The sequence below is a fragment of the Amycolatopsis solani genome, assembly GCF_033441515.1.
Taxonomy (GTDB): domain Bacteria; phylum Actinomycetota; class Actinomycetes; order Mycobacteriales; family Pseudonocardiaceae; genus Amycolatopsis; species Amycolatopsis solani.
Window position 1 is genome coordinate 442,280 of record NZ_JAWQJT010000003.1, and the last position, 17,810, is coordinate 460,089.

The following is a 17,810-nucleotide window of genomic DNA, read 5'->3' on the forward strand; positions in this document are numbered from 1 at the left end:
CGGAAACCCGGCTGTAACGGACGGTGACGTCAGCTGGACTTGGATCTTTCCGCATGGTGATAATCACGGTTCGTTCCGAGCGCGAGGAGGTGCCGTGGAGACCGACGAAGACAGCCGGCCCAATTCGGTGCTCGGCAAGGCACAGCTGCTGCTCGGCGCCTTCGAATCCGGCGCCTACCAGCTGGGGCTCACCGATCTGAGCCGCCGGTCCGGGGTCCCGAAGGCGTCGGCCTACCGGCTGGCTCAGGAACTGGTCGAGTGGGGACTGCTGGAACGCCGCGGCGACTGCTACCAGCTGGGCCTGCGGGTGTTCGAACTCGGCCAGCGGGTGCCGGCGTCGGCGGTGCTGCGCGCGGTCGCCCGGCCCGCGCTGGCGGACCTGTTCGCGGCGACCCGCGCGACGATCCACCTGGCCGTGCTCGACGGCGTCCACGTGCTCTTCCTCGAGAAGGTCGCCGGCGAGGCCAACATCCACTCGCACTCCCGCATCGGCGGCCGGCTGCCCGCCCCGGCCACGGCGACGGGCAAGGTGCTGCTGGCCACCTCCCCCGACGTCGACGAGCACCTCGCCCGGCTCGACGAAGCCGGGCTGACGCACCTGACGTCCCGGACGGTGTCCTCCGTGGACGATCTGCGCAAGCAGCTGACCGTGGTGCGGGCGAAGGGGTTCGCCCTGGAGATCGAGGAAACGATGCCCGGGGTCGGCAGCCTCGCGGTGCCGGTCACCGGCGCGGACGGCACGGTCCACGCGGCGGTGTCGACGACCGCGCCCGTCGCCCGCCTGGCGCCGAAGCGCCTGCTGCCGGAACTGCGCACGGCCGCGGCCGCCATCGCGCGAGCGCTCGACCGCGCCCTGCTCACGGCGTCCGAGGTACGCAACGAGCCGTTCACCGCCCTCCAGGCCCCACCGAAACGGGCCGCGGGCTGACGGGTCTGCCGCGGCTGGTCGTGAGTGTTTAGGAGGGTTCTAACCGTCCTAAACACTCACGACCAGCCGACCACCCGCTGAGCCGGACCGGTCTGCTCAGCGGACCAGCGGCTTGGGCCGGGTCCGGGCCGGTCCGACGATCACCCGGGTGAGCGAACTTTCGCCGGACACCCCGGTCGAGCTGCTGACCAGCCGAGCCCGGCAGGATCCGGACCGCGAGCTGGTCCGCTTCGACGACGGCACGCGCCTGCGGATCGGCGACGTCGACGCAGGCTCGCGTGCTGTCGCTTCGCGGCTCGGCGTCGTCCCCGGGGAGCGCGTGCTGACCTGCGTGCGGCCGGGGCGCGCCGCCGTGGAGCTGCTCTTCGGCCTCGCCCGGCGAGGCGCGGTGGAGGTGCCGCTGGCCCTCGACGTCACGCTCCCGGCGGCCGCGGCGATCCGGCACTCGACCAGGGCATCGCTGCTGATCGCCGGCACTTCGGCGCTCGCCGCCAACCCCGCCCTGCTGACCCTGGCCGAGCGGGTCGTCCTCGTCCGCGAGGACGATCCCGGACCGCCGGGGCACCCGTTCCTCGACGAGCTGCCGGTGACCGGAGCCCGGGAGCACCGTCCCGCGCCGGGTGACGTGCTCGTCGTGCTGTCCACTTCGGGCACCACCGGCCGCGCGAAAGCCGCCGAACTCCCGCACTTCGCCGCCGTGCGGCACGCCCGCCGGGTGGCGGCGACCATGGGCTACGGCCCCGGGGACGTCCTGCTCAACGTGTTCCCGTGGCACCACGTCAACGTCCGGCACACCGCGCTCCTGCCCGCGTTGCTGACCGGGGCACGGCTGGTCGCCCACCGCCGGTTCTCCGCGTCCCGGTTCTGGGAGATCTGCCGCGCCGAAAGGGTCACGGCGTTCAACTTCATGGGCGCGATGCTGGCCATCCTGGACCGTCAGCCGGGCACCGACCGCGATCACGCCGTCCGCCTGGCCTACGGCGCCCCGGCCCCCGCCGAGCTGGCCGCGCGGTTCCTCGACCGCTTCGGCGTGAAAGCGCTCGAGGCCTACGCCAGCACCGAACTCGGGGACGTCGCCGCGAACACCCCGCACGACTGGCGGCCGGGCACGGCGGGCCGGGTCGTCCCCGAGTACGAAGTCTCGATCCTCGACGACACCGGCCGGCCCCTTCCGCCCGGCGAGACCGGCCAGATCGCCGTCCGGGCCCAGCGGCCGGACATGCGGTTCCGCGGCTACGCGGGCGACCCCGCCACCACCGCCGCCGTGCTCCAGGACGGCTGGTTCCGCACCGGCGACCGCGGCCGTCTCGACGCCGACGGCTTCCTCACCTTCGCCGGGCGGCGCGGTGACGTCGTCCGGCGGCGCGGGGAGAACATCGCGACCTGGGACGTCGAGCAGGTGCTGCGGGCGCTGCCCGGCGTGGTCGACGCCGCCGCGATCGGGGTCGAGTCGGACCTCACCGAGCAGGAGCTCCTCGTCGTGCTCGCCACCGATCGCGCGCTCGACGGGCCCGCCGTGCGGGACTGGTGCCGCACGCGGCTGCCGCGGCACGCCCAGCCGCGGTACGTGCGGATCGCGCGGGAGCTGCCGCGCAACGGGAGCGGCAAGGTCGTCAAGGCGCTGCTGCCGTCCACTGTGGACGAGCACACGTGGGACGCCGAAGCCCGGTCCACCCAGTGAACCGCGGGCGACCGGGCGGGTACCTCCGCTGCCTACGGTCGGCCGACATCCCCGTTGCCGCAGGAGGACCCGTTGCGTGTACTCGACCTCACCGACGAACTGGCCCGGCAGGGCGCCCGGCTGCTGGTCGGGCTCGGCGCCGACGTCGTGCGCGTCGACGACGACCTGACCGGGCCCGAGCGCATCCACTGGCACGCCGGGAAGAAGCTGGCGGCGGATCTCGACGCGCTGGCCCGGGAAGCCGACGTCATCCTGGAAAGCGGGCCGGTGGCGAAGCTGCGTGGCCTGCACGCCGACGGGACCTCGCGGTGGCCGGACGCCGTCCACGTCGTCGTGACGCCGTTCGGCCTCACCGGCCCGCGCCGCGACTGGCTCGGCGGCGACCTCGTGCTCGCCTCCGCCGGGGGGATGACCTGGCTCGGCGGCAAGCCCGGCGGCCCGCCCGAACCGCCGCCGCGCGAGCAGGCCTGCCAGCTGGCCGGCGCGCACGGCGCGATCGCCGCCCTGCTGGGCGTGCTCGCCGGGACCGGGCAGCTGATCGACGTCTCGGCCCAGGAAGCGGTCGCCGCGACGCTGGAAACGGGCGCGATCTCGTGGATCCACGCCGGCCGGTTCCCGGTCCGCAACGGCGGCGTCTACGAGCACGTCGCCCATCGGATCTTCGCGGCCGCCGACGGGTACGTCGCGGGCGGCTACTCCGGCAGCGAGCGCATGTGGACCGGCCTTCGGGACTGGCTGGCTGAGGAAGGAGAGGCCGGTGACCTCCTGGACGAGCGGTTCGCCGATCAGGTGGTGCGGTGGGCCGAGCGTCCGCACGTCGACGACGTCGTCGCCCGGTTCGTCGCCAAGCGCACCGCGGCCGAGGTCGCCGAGGAGGGCCGCGCCCGTTCTCTGCCGTGGGCCGAGGTGACTCCGCCGGCGGAGCTGACCCGCAACCCGCAGCTGCGCGACCGGCAGTTCTTCGTCTCCGTCGACGGCATCGAGGACGCCGGCTTCCCCTGGAACGCCCCCGGCCTGCCCCGGCCGGTGACGCTGTCCCCGCTCACCGAAGGCGGGTGGACCAGCGCGCCGGTGCAACGGCGACCCGCGCGGAGCCGCGCGCTCGACGGCGTCCGGGTGCTGGACCTGACCTGGGTGCTGGCCGGGCCCTACGCGACCAAGATCCTCGCCGAGCACGGCGCCGACGTCGTCAAGGTCGAGTCGAAGCACCGACACGACCCGACGCGGTTTTCGACGTCCATGCGGCTGCGGCCGGACGCCGGGCCCGACGACTCCGGCTACTTCCTGAACTTCAACCGTGGCAAGCGAAGCGTCGCGCTCAACCTGCGCACGCCCGAAGGGCAGGCGGTCCTGCGGGAACTGGCCGCCCACTGCGACGTCGTCGTGGAGAACTTCAGCCCGGGCGTGCTGGCGAAGTGGGGCTTGGACTACGAGTCGCTGCGCGCGATCAACCCGAAAGCGATCCTGGTGTCGATGTCCGGCGTCGGGCACACCGGGCCGTGGCGGAAGGCCGTCACCTTCGCCGACACGCTCGCCGCGATGTCCGGGCTGTCCGCCGAGACGGCCGAACCGGGCGAAAAGCCACAAGGGCTGGCTTTCGGGCTGGGGGACATGGTGGCCGCCAACGCGGCGGTGCTCGGCGCCCTGGACCTGCTGATCCGCGGCGAAGGCGGGCACGTCGACCTCTCGCAGCTGGAGGCGATGGCGGCCACGATGGGCCCGGCGGTCCTCGGCACCGCGCGTTCCGCGCCGCACGGCGTCTACCCGGCGGCCGGGGACGACCGGTGGGTGGCCATCGCCCCGCAAGACGAAACGCAGTGGGCCGCGCTGCGGGCCTTGGCTTCGGACGAGATCGACACCCTCGCTGCCTGGACCCGGCCGCAGGACGCCGAGGACCTCACCGCCCGGCTGCAGGCCGCCGGGGTCCCCGCGGCCGTCGTGGCGACCGGTCGCGACCTCGTCCAGGACGAGCACTTGGCCGAACGCGGCTTCTACGAGCGCCTCGACCACCCGATCGCGGGCGCGGTGCTGCACGAGGGCATCGTCGCGCGCCTCGCGGCGACCCCGGGCGCGCTCACCTCGCCCGCTCCCCTGCTCGGCCAGCACACCGACCCGGTCCTGCGCGAGCTCCTGGGCTTCGACGACGACCGCCTGGCCGCCCTGCGCGCCGCCGGGATCACCGAATGAAAGGAACCCGCATGCCGGTCCTGACCACCACCCGGGACGCCGGGGTAGCGACGATCCGGATCGACCGGCCGCCGGCCAACGCCGTCGATCCGGCCATGATCGCGGAGTTCCGCGAGGTGCTGCCGCCGCTGGCCGAAGACCCGGACGTGCGGTGCCTGGTCATCACCGGCACCGGCAAGTTCTTCATCGCCGGCGCCGACATCGCCGTCATGCGGGACCTGTCCGACGTCAACCAGGCGAAGATGCGCGGCTGGATCGAGGTGCAGCGGATCCTGGAACGGGCCCCGAAACCGGTGATCGCCGCCATGAACGGCCACGCCCTCGGCGGTGGCGCCGAGCTGGCCTTGGCCTGCGACCTGCGGATCCTCTCGGCCACGGCGAGCTTCGGCTACCCGGAGATCACCCTCGGCCTGTTCCCCGGGGCGGGCGGCAGCCAGCGGCTCCCCCGGCTCGTCGGACCGCACCGGGCCAAGCGGCTGATGATCGAGGGCACGCGCCTGTCCGCCCAGCAGGCCCTGGAGTTCGGCTTGGTGGATCGGGTGGTCGAGCCCGGGCTGTTCGACGCCGCGGTCGCCGAGGAGGCCCAGCTGCTCGCGGCCAAGCCGACCGCGGCCATCGGCATCCTCAAACGGGTCGTCGACGAAGGTCACGGCCTGCCGATCGAGGAAGCCTTGCTACGCGAAGGGAAAGGCGTCGCGGAGCTGATCCGCACCGCGGACGCCGCCGAGGGCCTGCAAGCCTTCCTGGACAAGCGCCCGCCCCGGTTCATCGGCCACTGAGAGGTCGGGAGTGTTTAGGACGGTTAGAACCGTCCTAAACACTCACGACCGGGTCAGTACTGGGCGACCATCGGGGTGTCCACGCCGAGGTCGCCGATCGTGCCGGCGCCGCCGGGGTCGCCGAGGGGCGCGTCGCGGCCGGGCAGGGGCTGCTCGAAGAAGGCGATCGAGTCCGTCACGAACACCGTCTTGCTCTCGTCGCCACGCGCTTTGCGGTCGACGAAGATGGCGTCCACCGGGCACTCCGGCTCGCACGCGCCGCATTCGATGCACTCGTTGGTGTTGATGTAGCTCTTGCGCTCGCCGACGTAGATGCAGTCGACAGGGCAGACGTCCAGGCAGGCGCGGTCGGTGACGTCGATGCAGTTGGCGCCGATGACGTAGGCCATGGGTTTTCCTTCCGGGGTCAGGAGTTCTCGGTCGAGTGACCGGGGAAGAGGGACAGTTCGGGGTCGAGGGCGACCGCGGCGTTGTTCACCGCCGTGGCGACTTCGCCGAAGCCGACGGACATCAGGCGCACCTTGCCCTCGTACTCGGTCACGTCCCCGGCGGCGTAGACGCGGTCGAGGCTGGTGCGCATCCGCGAGTCGACCAGGATCGACCGGCCGCGCAGCTCCATCCCCCAGGACGCCAGGGGGCCGAGGTTGCTCACGAAGCCCAGCGCGGCGATTACACTGTCCACTTCGAACACCTGCGGCTGGTCTTCGCCCCGCACGCGGACGTGAGCCAGCCGCAGCGTCTCTTCTCCGGTAAGCGCTTCCACTTCGGCGTCGGTGACGATCCGCGTTCCCCCGGCGGTGACGGCCGTGACGCTCGCCGCGTGCGCGCGGAACGCCGACCGCCGGTGGACGAGGGTGACGGACTTCGCGATCGGCTCCAAGGCCAGGGCCCAATCGACCGCGCTGTCGCCGCCACCCACGACGAGCACGTTGTGGCCGATGTGCGCGTCGAGGTCGGTGACGAAGTAGCTCAGGCCCCGGCCGAGGTAGTCCTCCCCGGCGGGCAACTTGCGCGGGGTGAACGTGCCGATCCCGGCCGTGAGGATCACCGCGCCGGCGCGCACGACCACGCCGTCGGACAGGGTGACCTCGGGCCGGCCGTCCTCGGCGCGGCCCAGCGCGACGGCTTGGCGGCCCAGCAAGTACTCAGGGCTGTGGCCATGAGCCTGGTCCAGCAGCGCGGCCACGAAGTCGCGGCCCCGCACGCGCGGCAACCCGGCGACGTCGAGGATTTCCTTTTCCGGGTAGAGCGCGGCGATCTGCCCGCCCGGCTGGGGCAGCCCGTCGACCACGACGGTGCGCAGGCCGCGGAAGCCCGCGCAGTAGGCGCCGTAGAGGCCGGTCGGTCCGGCGCCGACCAGCAGGATGTCGGTGTCGAGGGCCATGAGTCCTCCGTGGGATGTCGAAAGTGGACAGCGTCGGACAGTAAGCGGGTCGCGCGGCGCGGACCCGGATCGCGGACCGGTGAGCGGACCACGGCCCGGTTTTCGGATCGGGTTCGGTGAGCGGACCGGAGGCGTTGGCCGACCGGGCCGGCGGTGGTGGACTCACCGTCAGCTTCGGCACAACGAACTTGGAGCGGTCATGAGCGTGCAGAACGGCGAGACGGCCACCACCCCGGCCCGGCGCGGCCGGCGCCCGGCGAGGCTCCCGGGCCGGCAGGACTGGTCGAGCTGGCCGCACTACCAGGCCGCGGCGGCCGGGTTCCGCGGCTACTGGTACCCGGTGGGCTACTCGTCGCGGTTCACCGGCAAGCCCCGGCAGATCACCCTGCTCGGGCAGAAGATCGTGCTGATCCGCGACGGCGGAAAGGTGTACGCGCTGAAGGACCGCTGCCCGCACCGCGGCGTCCCGCTGTCGGAGGGCAACCAGCAGTTCCCGGGCACGATCTCGTGCCCGTACCACGGCTGGACGTTCGACCTGAAGTCCGGTGACCTCAAGGCCGCCATCACCGACGGCCCGGCCTCGCCGATCTGCGGCAAGGTCAAGCAGCCCACCTACGCGGTCGAGGAGCGCCTCGGCATGGTGTGGGTCTTCGTCGGCGACGGCGAAGAAGCCCCGCCGATCGACGAGCAACTGCCCGAGGAACTGGTCAGCAACGAGGCCATCGTCGGCTCGCGCATCCAGCCCCGCGAAGGCAACTGGCGCTTCGCGTGCGAGAACGGCTACGACGAAGGCCACGCGAAATACCTGCACCGCACGGCGTTGTGGCGGCTGTTCAAGGCGATGCCGGTGTGGAACGAGACCCGGATCATCGAGCGCGGGCGGTGGATCTACCGCGTCCAGGACAAGCAGTACTGGACCGCCGACTTCCCCGGCCTGGGCAAGTGGGACAACCAGGCGTGGTTCAAGCTGAAGCCGCCGAAGAAGGTCGGCAACGTCGGCAACACCAGCACCCACCGCCAGACCAACCCGGTGATCGCCGCGCAGGAGTTCCCCGGCTTCGCGTCGGTGAGCATGCCCGGCGTGCTGCGGATCGTCTACCCGACGTTCATCCACTACGAGTTCTACGTCCCGGTCGACGCGGACAACCACCTCTACGTCGGTGTGCTGGCGAGCTTCCAGCGCGGGCTGAAGGCGCTGCCGTTCTACGCCAAGTACCTCGGCTTCGTCCGGTGGCTGTTCCACGGCCAGTTCTCCGGGCAGGACAAGTGGATGGTCGAAGTCACCGACGCCCCGCCGGAGAAGCTGTACCGGCCCGACGACTCGCTGCTCAAGTGGCGCAAGCTCGCCGAAGACACCTGCGAGGAACGCGTCGACCGGCTGGGCGCGCAGGGCGTCTCCGTTCCCGTCCCGGCCGCCGACTGATGGCGCGCGTGGTGCTCGGCGTCGGGGCGTCCCACTCGACGTTGATGAACACCCACTGGGACAAGGTCGTGCACACCGACCGCGCGGAACGCTTCCGCGACGCACTGCGCGAAGCCCGGAACGAGATCGCCGCGGCGGAACCCGATATCGCGATCATCGTCGGCTCCAACCACTTCCGCGGGTTCTGGCTGGACATGATCCCGCCGTTCACCCTCGGCGTCGGCGAGGTGATCGGCTCGGGCGAGGCGAAGACGCCGTCGGGGCCGCAGAAAACCGCACCGGAGTTCGCCCAGCGGCTCGCCGAAGACCTCGTCGAACGCGGCACTGAAGTGGCCATCTCGGCACGCCTGCAGATCGACCACGGTCAAACGCACGCGATCCAGTACCTCCTCGACGACCTCGCCGTGCCGGTGGTTCCGTTGGTGGTCAACGTCTTCGCGGCCCCGCTGCCGCGCACCGACCGCTGCGCCAAGCTGGGCCGCAACATCGCTGCAGCCATCGCGGCCCTGCCCGAGGACCTGCGGGTGGTCGTCATCGCGTCCGGCGGCCTGTCGCACCAGCTGCCCTGGCCCGACGACTGGCGCGCGCCCGAAGGCGAGGACGAGGAGTTCCTCGTCGAGGCGTGGCTCAACGGCCGCGGCGACTGGGAAAGCTACGACGGCCGCCGTCGCGAGATCATCACCGCGGCCCGTCCGGTGCTGTTCCCCGAATTCGACGAGGCCTTCTTGGCCGACCTCGAACGCGGCGAACTCGAGAAGTACACGTCCCTGACGACCGAGGAGATCGGGAAGGCGGCCGGCAACGGCGGCCAAGAACTGCGCACCTGGCTCGTCATGGCCGCCGCGCTGGGCTTCGAGCCGGGCCGCGCGCTGGCCTACTCCCCCATGCCCGAATGGCTGACCGGGATGGGCGTCGCGGTGATCCGGCCGTGACAGCCCTCGACGCGGTCCTCGCGTGGATCACCGAAGACCGGCTCCGCCAAGCAGCGCACGCGGTGACAGCGATCCCGAGCCCGACCGGCCGCGAAGCACCCCTCGCCCGGATGCTGGCTTCGCGGTTGTCGGCGGCCGGGTTCGGCGCACAGGCCCAGCACCTCGACGAGTTCCAGGCCAACGCCGTCGGCCGCCTGCGTGGTTCCGGCGGCGGCCAAGATCTGATGCTCTACGCGCCGATCGACACCCTCACCACCGGACAGTCCGAATTGGACACTCCGTGGATCGGCCCGGAGCTGCGTCCGGACATGCGACCCGAACCCCGCGACGAAGGTCCGTTCGTCACCGGCCTCGGAGCGAGCAACCCGAAGGGACACGCGGCTTGCATCCTCGTGCTCGCCGAGGCCTTGGGTGCGGTCCGGCCGGAGCTGGCCGGTGACGTCGTCGTGGCGTTCGGCGCGGGCGGGATGCCGACCAACGCCATCGAAGCGCCCGGCTACCCCGCGCGGGCCAACACCGGGCAAGGCGCCGGCTGCTCGTTCCTGCTCGAACGCGGCTGGCACACGGACTACGCGGTGATCGCGAAGCCCGGGGACTTCGTCGCCCACGACGAAGTCGGGCTGTGCTGGTTCGAGATCACCGTGCCCGGCATCCACACCTACGTCGGCAGCCGCCACCGGCTGCCCTACCGCAACCCGATCGTCACCGCCGCCGAAGTCGTGACGCGCCTGGAACGCTGGCTCGCCGACTACCCCGCCCGCCACCGCACGGCCACCGCGGCTCCGCAGGGCATCATCGGATCGATCGCCGGGGGCTGGGAACGGATGCTCGCGGTCACCCCGGCGGCCTGCCGGATCCGCGTGGACGTGCGGATCGCCCCGGGCGCGACACCGTTGTCCGTCAAGCGGGAACTGGCCGCGTTCCTGGAGCAGTTCGACGTGGAACTGGAGATGGTCCTGGCCATCCCGGGCACGTCCACCCCGCTCGACTCGCCGATCGTGCACACCGCGATCGACGCCTGGGAAAGCACTTCCGGCCGACTCCACGAACCCGTGCCGGACAACAGCGGGGCCACGGACGCGAACATCCTGCGCGCCCGCGGCATCCCGACCGTCCGGACCGGCATGCCGAAAGCGACCTCCGCAGACTTCAGCCGCGGCATGAACACCGTCGACGTCCGCGCGATGCGCCGCCTGTGCGAGGTGCTCGCGCGGACCACCCTCGCCACCACCGGGAAGGAAGCAGCATGACCCCACCCCCCGAGAGCCACTACGCCGACGGCGGCGGCGTCACCTACCACTACCACGACCTCGGTTCGGGCCCGGACACCGTGTTCCTGCACGGTGGTGGCCCCGGCTGCACCGCGTGGAGCGACTTCGGGCCGGTGGCGCCGCTGTTCGCCGAAGACCGGCGGTGCCTGCTCGTCGACATCCAGCAGTACGGCCGCTCGGCGAAGACGACCATCACCGGGCCGATGTGGGACCACCACGCGGCCAAGACCGTCGCCCTCCTGGACACGTTGGGCGTCGAGCGCGCCGACTTCGTCTGCAACTCCTGGGGCGGCACCATCGCCCTCAACCTCGCCGCGAAGTACCCGGACCGGGTGCGCTCCCTGGTCGTCACCGGCAGCATGCCGGTCTTCTACGGGCCACTGGCCCCGCTGCCCGAGGGTGGCCGCCGCGGTCGCAACGCCCGCGACGTCTATTACGGAGGCGAAGGCCCGACGCGCGAGAAGCTGCGCCACCTGATCACCAGCCTCGAGTGGTACGACGGCGACCAGCTCCCCGAAGAGACACTCGACCTGCGGTACGAGCAAAGTCTCGACCCAGGCGAGCGCGAGCTGGCCGCCATGTCGGACTCCCCGCGCGGCGAGTGGCAGGACCTGACGGACGAGCTGGGCCGCATCCAGGCGCCCACGCTGTTCGTCTGGGGCATGCAGGACGCGTTCCTCACGCCCGACTACCCGCTGATGCTGGCGCGCATGATCCCGAACGGCAACCTGCACGTCATGGACCACGTTTCCCACCACCCGCAGGAAGAACGCCCGCACGCCTACCACGCGGTGGTCGACGGGTTCTTCCGTTCCCTGGTCCCGCAAGGAGTTCCGGCATGAAGGTCCTGCTCGCCCTGACCGCCGCGGCCGCGACGCTGGCCGCCCTGCGCAAGCTCGCCGCCTACAGCAACACCCAAGTCCACCGCATCAACACCAAGGAGCTCGCGTGAGCATCTGGACCGAACTCTCTCCCCTCGCGCACCGCGTGGAGTACGTCGACGCCGGCGGCGTCCCCACCCGGACGCTGCGGGCCGGGAACCCGGACGCCGAGGCCGTCGTGTTCCTGCACGGCACCAGCGGGCACCTCGAGGCGTTCGCGCGCAACATCGTGGCGCACAGCGAGTTCGACCTGCACGCCATCGACATGCTCGGCCACGGCTACACCGGCAAGCCCGCCCGGCCGTACGAGATCGCCGACTACGTCCAGCACCTCCTGGACTACTTCGACGCCGCCGGGATCCGCGCCGCGCACATCGTCGGCGAGTCCCTCGGTGGCTGGGTCGGGGCCCGCGCCGCGATCGAGCACCCGGAGCGGGTGCTGAGCCTGCAGCTGCTGTGCGCCGGCGGCACCGTGGCCAACCCCGAGGTCATGAACCGCATCCGCACCAGCACGAAGGACGCCGTCGCCACCGACGACGTCGAGCTCACCCGCAAACGCTTGCGGCTGCTCATGGCGAGCGAGGAAGACGCCACCGAAGAACTGGTCGAGGTCCGGCACGCGATCTACCACACGCCGGAGTTCGTGGCCAATGTGGACAACCTGCTCTCCCTGCAGTCCATGGAACGGCGGCAGCGCAACCTGTTGCGCCCCGAGCAGCTCGCCCGCATCACGCAGCCGACGCTGATCGTGTGGGGCCGCAAGAACCCGTTCGGCGAAGTGCCGGAGGCCACGAAGATGCACGAGGACATCCCTGGTTCGCAGCTGGAGCTGTTCGAGGACTGCGGGCACTGGCCGCAGCACGAGCAGGCCGCCCGCTACAACCCCTTGAGCGTCGAGTTCATCCGCAAGGCCGCCGCGTGAGGGCCGCGCGGTTCCACACGTGGGGCTCGGCCCCGGTCGTCGACGAGGTCCCCGAGCCGGCGCGGGCCGAAGGTGAGGTGCTGGTCGACGTCCAGGCGGCGGCGGTGGCCCACCTGGACGCCACCGTCGCCAGCGGCACGTTCAACCTCAAGCCGCCCTTGCCGTACGCCGGTGGCGTGGAAGGCGCGGGAGTCGTCGTCGAGTCCGATGTGGACTCCGGTCTCGCACCGGGTGATCAGGTGATGTTGCGCGGGGCCGGGCTGGGCCTGCTGCGTGACGGGACCTGGACCGAGCGGCTGAGCGTGCCGGCCAAGGCCGCGAACAAACTGGACGCCCCGCTGCCGCCCGAGGTCGCGGCGACGTTCTACGTGCCGGCGACGACCGCGTTCGTGGTCCTGCACGACGTGGCCCGGCTCGCCGAGGACGAGCAGGTGATCGTCGTCGGCGCGGCCGGTGCAGTCGGTTCCATGGTCGCCCAGCAGGCCGTGCTCGCCGGGGCGAAGGTCACCGGGATCGTCGGCCGCGCGGACCAGCTCGGCCACGTGCCCGACGGCGTCACCGGCATCTGCCTCGACTCCACTGAGGACATCGAGCGGCTCGCCGCGGACCGGCCCGCCTCCCTGCTGGTCGACACGCTCGGCGGCGACGGGCTGGTGGCCCGGACCCGCTGGGTGCGGCCGGGCGGGCGCGCGGCGGTGATCGGGTACGTGACCGGCACCGAAGTGCGCGTCGACCTGCCGTCGTGGCTCCTCGACGACGTCGCGCTGCTGCCGGTCAACATGATCCGGCAGGAGCGCCGGGCCCGCGAGATCTCCGGTGACCTCGTCAAGAAGCTGTCCGCGGGCGAGCTTTCCCTGGCCGTGCAGAAGTACGCCTTCGCCGACGCGGCGCTCGCGCTGGAGGACCTGCGGGCCGGGCGGGTCCGCGGCCGCGCAGTGCTGGTCCCGTAAGGACGTCGTGAGTGTTAAGGAGGGTTAGAACCCTCCTTAACACTCACGACCAGCCGCGGTAGACCGCCTGCCGGAGCCGGTTCGGTGAGCGGACCGGTCCGTTGGCCGGACCGGTTCCGCTCAGCGAACCTGGACCCATGGAAGCGAACAGCGTCCTCGGCAAGGTCCAGCTCATCCTGGAGGCCTTCGGGCCCGACGACGAGCACCTCAGCCTCACCGAGCTGGCCCGCCGCTCCGGCGTCGCCAAGGCGTCGGTGCACCGCCTGGCGCAGGAGCTGCTGACCTGGGGTGTGCTGGAGCGGCGCGGCAGCGACTACTGGCTCGGCATCCGCCTGTTCGAAATCGGCCAGCGGGTGCCGCGCCAGCGCATCCTGCGCGACGCCGCCCGGCCGTACATGGAGGACCTCTACCAGGCCACGAACGAGACGATCCACCTCGCCGTCCCCGACGGCCGCGAAGTCCTCTACCTCGAGAAGGTGTCCGGCCACAGCCAGGTGACCAAGCCGTCCCGGGTGGCCGGCCGGATGCCGATGTACTGCACCGCCACCGGCAAGGTGCTGCTGGCCTTCGGGCCTCGCGCGCTGGTCGACGAGGTGATCGCGTCGCCGCTCGACCGGCTCACCCCGCACACGGTCCACGCTCCCGGCCTCCTACTCAACGAACTCGCGCGGGCCCGCGCGAACGGCTACGCGGTCGAATACGAACAGACGCGCGTCGGTTTCGTCAGCGTCGCGATTCCGCTGACCGGCGCGACCGGCCTGACGACCGGGGCGCTGTCCATCACCGCGCCGCTGTACCGGGCCGACGTCGGCAAGTACGCCGGGCTGCTGACGATGGTGGGCCACCGGATCACGAAGACGGTCAGTGCCCTGCGGTCCGGTGATCGGACCACGCCGGTTACCCGGTGAGGCCCGGCACCGCATCCTGCACCGACACCCACTCGGCTTCAGGAGGATCGGTGCGGAAAAGACTCAAGTGGCTCGGCGTCGCGGTCGCGGTGGCGGTGACCGCGACCGCGGTCGCCGCGGTCGCTCCGGCGGCGGCGAACGCCGTGCACTCGCTCATCGTCCAGACCGACACAGGCAAGCTCGCGGGGAAGAGCACCGGGGCGGTGGATGCGTTCCTGGGCATCCCGTTCGCCGCCCCACCGGTCGGCGCGCTCCGCTGGCAGCCACCGCAGCCGGCTCCGGCGTGGACCGGCGTCCGGCCCGCGACCAGCTACGGGTCGGCGTGCCCGCAGGGTGCCGGTTCGACCGAGGACTGCCTCTACCTCAACGTCTTCCGTCCGGCGCGGGCGACGAACGAGCGGCTGCCGGTGCTGCTGTGGATCCACGGCGGCGGCTTCTCGTCCGGCTCCGGCAACGACTTCGACGGTTCCCTGCTGGCCGAGACGAACAACATCGTCGTCGTCACGATCAACTACCGGCTCGGCGCGTTCGGCTTCCTGAACCTCCCCGGCCTCAGCAAGACCGGCGGCGGCAACTACGGCCTGCTCGACCAGGTCGCCGCCCTGAACTGGGCCAACCACAACATCGACCGGTTCGGCGGCGACCACCGGGCGGTAACCATCGCGGGGCTCTCCGCGGGCGGCCACTCGGTGTGCGCGCTGCTGGCGTCTCCGCTGACGCACGGCCTGGTCGACGGCGCGATCATCCAGAGCGGTGGTTGCCCGAGCCACACCGTCGCCGAGTCCCAGGCCGTCGGCACGCGGTTCGCCACCGACGCGGGTTGCGCCACCCATCAGGTGAGCTGCCTGCGCGCCAAGTCGGCAGCCGAAATCCAGGCCGCGAGCGCCGTCGTCCGCGGCGGTATCCTGAGCGGCCCGCTGCCGACCGCCGGCGTCCCCGAGCTGCCGATCGCGCCCCTCACCGCGGTGCGGACCGGCCGCTTCGAGCGGGTGCCGCTCCTGATCGGCAGCACCCGCGACGAGGTGCGGGCCTGGGCCCGGCCCTTCGCCACCGCGACGCCGGCCCAGTATTCGAAGAGCCTCGAGTACCTCTTCGGCACCCGCGCGGCGGACGTCGAAAAGGTGTACCCGCTGAGCAACTACCCGGCGCAGGACACGGCGGCGTACGCGCTGGGTGCCGTGTGGACGGACGCCAGCGCCTTCTACGGCCTCGGCGGGTGTCAGTACGCCCAGCTGGCCCAGCAGGTCTCGAAGTACCAGCCGAAGACGTTCCTGTACCGCTTCGACGCACGAAGCCCATCGGGCCAGGGCACCCCGGCCGGCTTCGACGTCGGCGCGACCCACGCGGCGGACCAGGCCTACCTCTGGCCCACCCCGACCAGCCTCTTCGACCGCGACAAGCTCCGGCTGTCGGCCGAAATGGTCCGCTACTGGGGCGCGTTCGTCCGTGAAGGCACCCCGGACGCGGCCGGGCAGGCGGAATGGCCGGGCGTCAAGGACCAGCGCGCGATGGTCCTCCAGCTCGGCGGCAGCTCGGCGGTGACCTCGGCCGCGTTCGCCGCCACGCAGCACTGCGACCTGTGGAACAGCTTCAGTTACCCGTGGCTCGACATCAACCCCGACCAGCTCGCCCAGCAGGTCGGTGTGGTGCGCCAGTAGCCCCGGCAGCGCCGGCCGGCGTGATCACCTCACGCCGGCCGGCGTACTAACCCTTCGCCTGCTCCAAATGCGCGGCCGAGGCCTGTTCCAGATGCGTGAGGTCACTGGCCACCGTCGCGAGGGTGTAGCCCTCCCCCAGCCTCCGGGCCGCCGTCGCTCCGTCGCTCGTGTGGATCCCCGCCGCCACCCCGGCGTCGGCCGCGGCGCGGGCGACGCGGGCGAGGGCGGCCTCGAACTCGTCGGCGACCGCCGGGTCGCCCGGATAGGCGCCGCCGACGGCGAGGCACAAGTCCGACGGTCCCACGTAAACCCCGTCGAGGCCGGGGGTCGCGCAGATCTCCTCGACGTTGCGCAGTCCCTCCGGCGTCTCGATCATCGCGAGGACGACCGTGCCCGCGTCCGCCTCCGCGGGGCGCGGGCCGATCCGGAGCGCCGAGCGCATCGGGCCGTACGAGCGGACGCCGCCCGAGGTCGGGTAGCGGGCCGCGCGGACCGCGGACGCGGCCTGCTCCGCGGAGTCGACGAGCGGGACGATGATGCCGCGGGCGCCGGCGTCGAGGGCGCGGCCGATCGGGGTCGGGTCGTTCGCCTCGACGCGCACCATCCCCGCGCTGCCGCCGGCGTCGACGGCCATCAGGTTCTGCAGCAGGTCGCTGTAGCCCAGCAGGCCGTGCTGGCCGTCGAGGCAGACGTAGTCCCAGCCGAGGCGGGCCAGGCGCTCGGTGGAAACCGGCGAGGCGAGCACCACCCAGTAGCCGAGGATGCGCTCCCGCGCGCGGACGCGGCGGGCGAAGTCGGTCGGGTCTGCCATCGGATCTCCTGGGCTCATCGGTTGTAGGCGGGCATCGGGCCGCGCAGCGCGTCGCCGACCTCGTCGCACGCCGCGACGACGTCGTCGGGCAGCGGGCCGCGGGCGACCGCGTCGATGTTGGCTTGCAGCTGCTCTACGCGCGAACCGCCCAAGAGCAGCGCGTCGGAGCCGGGGCGCCCGCACAGCCACCGCAGGCTCAGCTCGACGAGGCCGATCCCGGCGTCGCCGGCGATCGCGGACAGCCGCTCGACGGCATCGAAAAGCGCGCGGTTCCAGTAGCGGTCGGTGTACATGGCGGCCACGCGCGAGGTGTCGAAACGCCCGCCCTGCGCGGGCTCGTCGAACGAGTACTTGCCGGTGAGCAGCCCGCCACCGAGAGGGTTGTAGACGATGGTCGGCAGTCCGGCGGTGCGGGCGAACTCGACGTATTCCTCCTCGATCCGCCGCGAGAGCAGGTTGTAGAGCTGCTGGCCGACGGCCGGCCCGGGAACCCCGGCGACCGCGGCGGCGTGGTTGAGCTCGGCCACCTGCCACGCGGCGTAGTTGGAGATGCCCCAGGCGCCGATGCGGCCCTCGCGCAGCAGCTCGCCGAGGGTCTCGACGGTCTCGCCGATGGGTGCCGCGCGGTCGGGCTTGTGCAGGTAGAGGAGGTCGACGCGCTCGGTGCCGAGCCGGCGCAGGCTGCCCTCGACGGCGGCGCGCAGCCCCGCCGCCGACAGCGGGGAGTGCTCGCCGATGTCGGGGTGCGGCATCCCGGCCTTGGTCGCGAGCACGATGCGCTCCCGGCGCTCACGCAGGAGGTCGCGCAGGATCTCCTCGGTGGTGCCGCCCGCGTAGGCGTTGGCGGTGTCGATGCTGGTGACGCCCGCGTCGAGCGCGGTGTCGAGCATGCGGGCGGCCGCGGCGACGTCGGCAGTGTCGCCGAACGTCATCGTGCCGAGCACCAGCCGCGTCGGCCCGACCAGCCTGTCGAGCGTCGTCGCGGCGGGATCGGACGCGGTCATCGGTTCCTCCTGCGAGATGGGATCACTGTGTCCGGTAACTCTGGCATTTTTGCGCGATCTGCGCAAGAATCACGGCGTACTGCACATTACG

Annotated in this window: 16 protein-coding genes; 12 read left to right on the plus strand and 4 right to left on the minus strand. The window is 71.9% G+C overall.

Annotated elements, in window-relative coordinates; genetic code table 11:
- Positions 1-94: 94 nt before the first annotated feature.
- The 4 genes from SD460_RS34610 to SD460_RS34625 all read left to right on the plus strand — a co-directional run bounded on the left by SD460_RS34610 (position 95) and on the right by SD460_RS34625 (position 5,575).
- Positions 95-928, plus strand: a complete 834-nt coding sequence (locus tag SD460_RS34610) for an IclR family transcriptional regulator (RefSeq protein WP_318307303.1) — start codon at positions 95-97, stop codon at positions 926-928.
- A 148-nt stretch (positions 929-1,076) separates the two neighbouring features.
- A complete protein-coding gene (locus SD460_RS34615) occupies positions 1,077-2,609 on the plus strand; it encodes a class I adenylate-forming enzyme family protein (protein ID WP_290056458.1) in 1,533 nt (510 codons plus the stop codon).
- A gap of 72 nt (positions 2,610-2,681) precedes the next feature.
- The gene (locus SD460_RS34620; RefSeq protein ID WP_290056459.1) at positions 2,682-4,796 is read left to right on the plus strand and encodes a CaiB/BaiF CoA-transferase family protein; all 2,115 of its coding nucleotides are present in this window, start codon (positions 2,682-2,684) and stop codon (positions 4,794-4,796) included.
- Between the two features lie 11 nt (positions 4,797-4,807).
- Positions 4,808-5,575, plus strand: coding sequence for an enoyl-CoA hydratase/isomerase family protein (locus SD460_RS34625; protein ID WP_290056460.1), 768 nt, complete (start codon positions 4,808-4,810; stop codon positions 5,573-5,575).
- A 53-nt stretch (positions 5,576-5,628) separates the two neighbouring features.
- Here SD460_RS34625 and SD460_RS34630 read toward each other — a convergent pair whose 3' ends face one another.
- Positions 5,629-5,964 (minus strand): ferredoxin family protein, encoded by a 336-nt coding sequence (locus SD460_RS34630; RefSeq protein ID WP_160702064.1) that lies wholly within the window; start codon positions 5,962-5,964, stop codon positions 5,629-5,631.
- Between the two features lie 17 nt (positions 5,965-5,981).
- Entirely contained in the window at positions 5,982-6,959 is a 978-nt protein-coding gene (locus SD460_RS34635) for an NAD(P)/FAD-dependent oxidoreductase (RefSeq protein WP_290056461.1), read from the minus strand.
- Positions 6,960-7,158: 199 nt separating this feature from the next.
- Here SD460_RS34635 and SD460_RS34640 point away from each other — a divergent pair, with 199 nt between their 5' ends.
- The 8 genes from SD460_RS34640 (at position 7,159) to SD460_RS34675 (ending at position 15,904) form a co-directional block, all read left to right on the plus strand.
- Positions 7,159-8,382 carry an aromatic ring-hydroxylating dioxygenase subunit alpha gene (locus tag SD460_RS34640; protein WP_290056462.1) on the plus strand — a complete coding sequence of 408 codons (1,224 nt, stop codon included), beginning with the start codon at positions 7,159-7,161 and terminating at the stop codon, positions 8,380-8,382.
- Entirely contained in the window at positions 8,382-9,314 is a 933-nt protein-coding gene (locus tag SD460_RS34645; RefSeq protein ID WP_290056463.1) for a DODA-type extradiol aromatic ring-opening family dioxygenase, read from the plus strand. The genes SD460_RS34640 and SD460_RS34645 overlap by 1 nt, the downstream gene beginning before the upstream one ends.
- Complete coding sequence (locus SD460_RS34650; RefSeq protein ID WP_290056464.1) at positions 9,311-10,564, plus strand: M20 family metallopeptidase; 1,254 nt, start codon at positions 9,311-9,313, stop codon at positions 10,562-10,564. Before SD460_RS34645 ends, SD460_RS34650 begins: the two co-directional genes overlap by 4 nt.
- Positions 10,561-11,427, plus strand: a complete 867-nt coding sequence (locus tag SD460_RS34655; RefSeq protein ID WP_290056465.1) for an alpha/beta fold hydrolase — start codon at positions 10,561-10,563, stop codon at positions 11,425-11,427. Before SD460_RS34650 ends, SD460_RS34655 begins: the two co-directional genes overlap by 4 nt.
- Positions 11,428-11,533: 106 nt before the next feature.
- The gene (locus SD460_RS34660; protein WP_290056466.1) at positions 11,534-12,388 is read left to right on the plus strand and encodes an alpha/beta fold hydrolase; all 855 of its coding nucleotides are present in this window, start codon (positions 11,534-11,536) and stop codon (positions 12,386-12,388) included.
- On the plus strand, positions 12,385-13,338 hold the full coding sequence (locus SD460_RS34665; RefSeq protein ID WP_290056467.1) for a quinone oxidoreductase family protein: 954 nt from the start codon (positions 12,385-12,387) through the stop codon (positions 13,336-13,338). The genes SD460_RS34660 and SD460_RS34665 overlap by 4 nt, the downstream gene beginning before the upstream one ends.
- A 137-nt stretch (positions 13,339-13,475) precedes the next feature.
- Positions 13,476-14,246 (plus strand): IclR family transcriptional regulator, encoded by a 771-nt coding sequence (locus tag SD460_RS34670; protein ID WP_290056468.1) that lies wholly within the window; start codon positions 13,476-13,478, stop codon positions 14,244-14,246.
- 50 nt (positions 14,247-14,296) lie between these two features.
- Positions 14,297-15,904, plus strand: coding sequence for a carboxylesterase/lipase family protein (locus tag SD460_RS34675; protein ID WP_318307304.1), 1,608 nt, complete (start codon positions 14,297-14,299; stop codon positions 15,902-15,904).
- 46 nt (positions 15,905-15,950) lie between these two features.
- Here the strand turns inward: SD460_RS34675 and SD460_RS34680 are convergent, their stop codons facing one another.
- Both SD460_RS34680 and SD460_RS34685 read right to left on the minus strand, forming a co-directional pair.
- A complete protein-coding gene (locus tag SD460_RS34680; protein WP_318307305.1) occupies positions 15,951-16,715 on the minus strand; it encodes an HpcH/HpaI aldolase family protein in 765 nt (254 codons plus the stop codon).
- A 14-nt stretch (positions 16,716-16,729) separates the two neighbouring features.
- Positions 16,730-17,719, minus strand: a complete 990-nt coding sequence (locus SD460_RS34685) for an aldo/keto reductase (RefSeq protein ID WP_290056471.1) — start codon at positions 17,717-17,719, stop codon at positions 16,730-16,732.
- Positions 17,720-17,810 lie beyond the last annotated feature (91 nt).

What these genes read in the sequence shown, in the direction of transcription:
- SD460_RS34635 (WP_290056461.1), bottom strand. Translation starts at nt 6,959, where the DNA reads ATGGCCCTCGACACCGACATCCTGCTGGTCGGCGCCGGACCGACCGGC.
- SD460_RS34625 (WP_290056460.1), top strand. Translation starts at nt 4,808, where the DNA reads ATGCCGGTCCTGACCACCACCCGGGACGCCGGGGTAGCGACGATCCGG.
- SD460_RS34685 (WP_290056471.1), bottom strand. Translation starts at nt 17,719, where the DNA reads ATGACCGCGTCCGATCCCGCCGCGACGACGCTCGACAGGCTGGTCGGG.
- SD460_RS34655 (WP_290056465.1), top strand. Translation starts at nt 10,561, where the DNA reads ATGACCCCACCCCCCGAGAGCCACTACGCCGACGGCGGCGGCGTCACC.
- SD460_RS34640 (WP_290056462.1), top strand. Translation starts at nt 7,159, where the DNA reads ATGAGCGTGCAGAACGGCGAGACGGCCACCACCCCGGCCCGGCGCGGC.
- SD460_RS34680 (WP_318307305.1), bottom strand. Translation starts at nt 16,715, where the DNA reads ATGGCAGACCCGACCGACTTCGCCCGCCGCGTCCGCGCGCGGGAGCGC.
- SD460_RS34670 (WP_290056468.1), top strand. Translation starts at nt 13,476, where the DNA reads ATGGAAGCGAACAGCGTCCTCGGCAAGGTCCAGCTCATCCTGGAGGCC.
- SD460_RS34630 (WP_160702064.1), bottom strand. Translation starts at nt 5,964, where the DNA reads ATGGCCTACGTCATCGGCGCCAACTGCATCGACGTCACCGACCGCGCC.
- SD460_RS34645 (WP_290056463.1), top strand. Translation starts at nt 8,382, where the DNA reads ATGGCGCGCGTGGTGCTCGGCGTCGGGGCGTCCCACTCGACGTTGATG.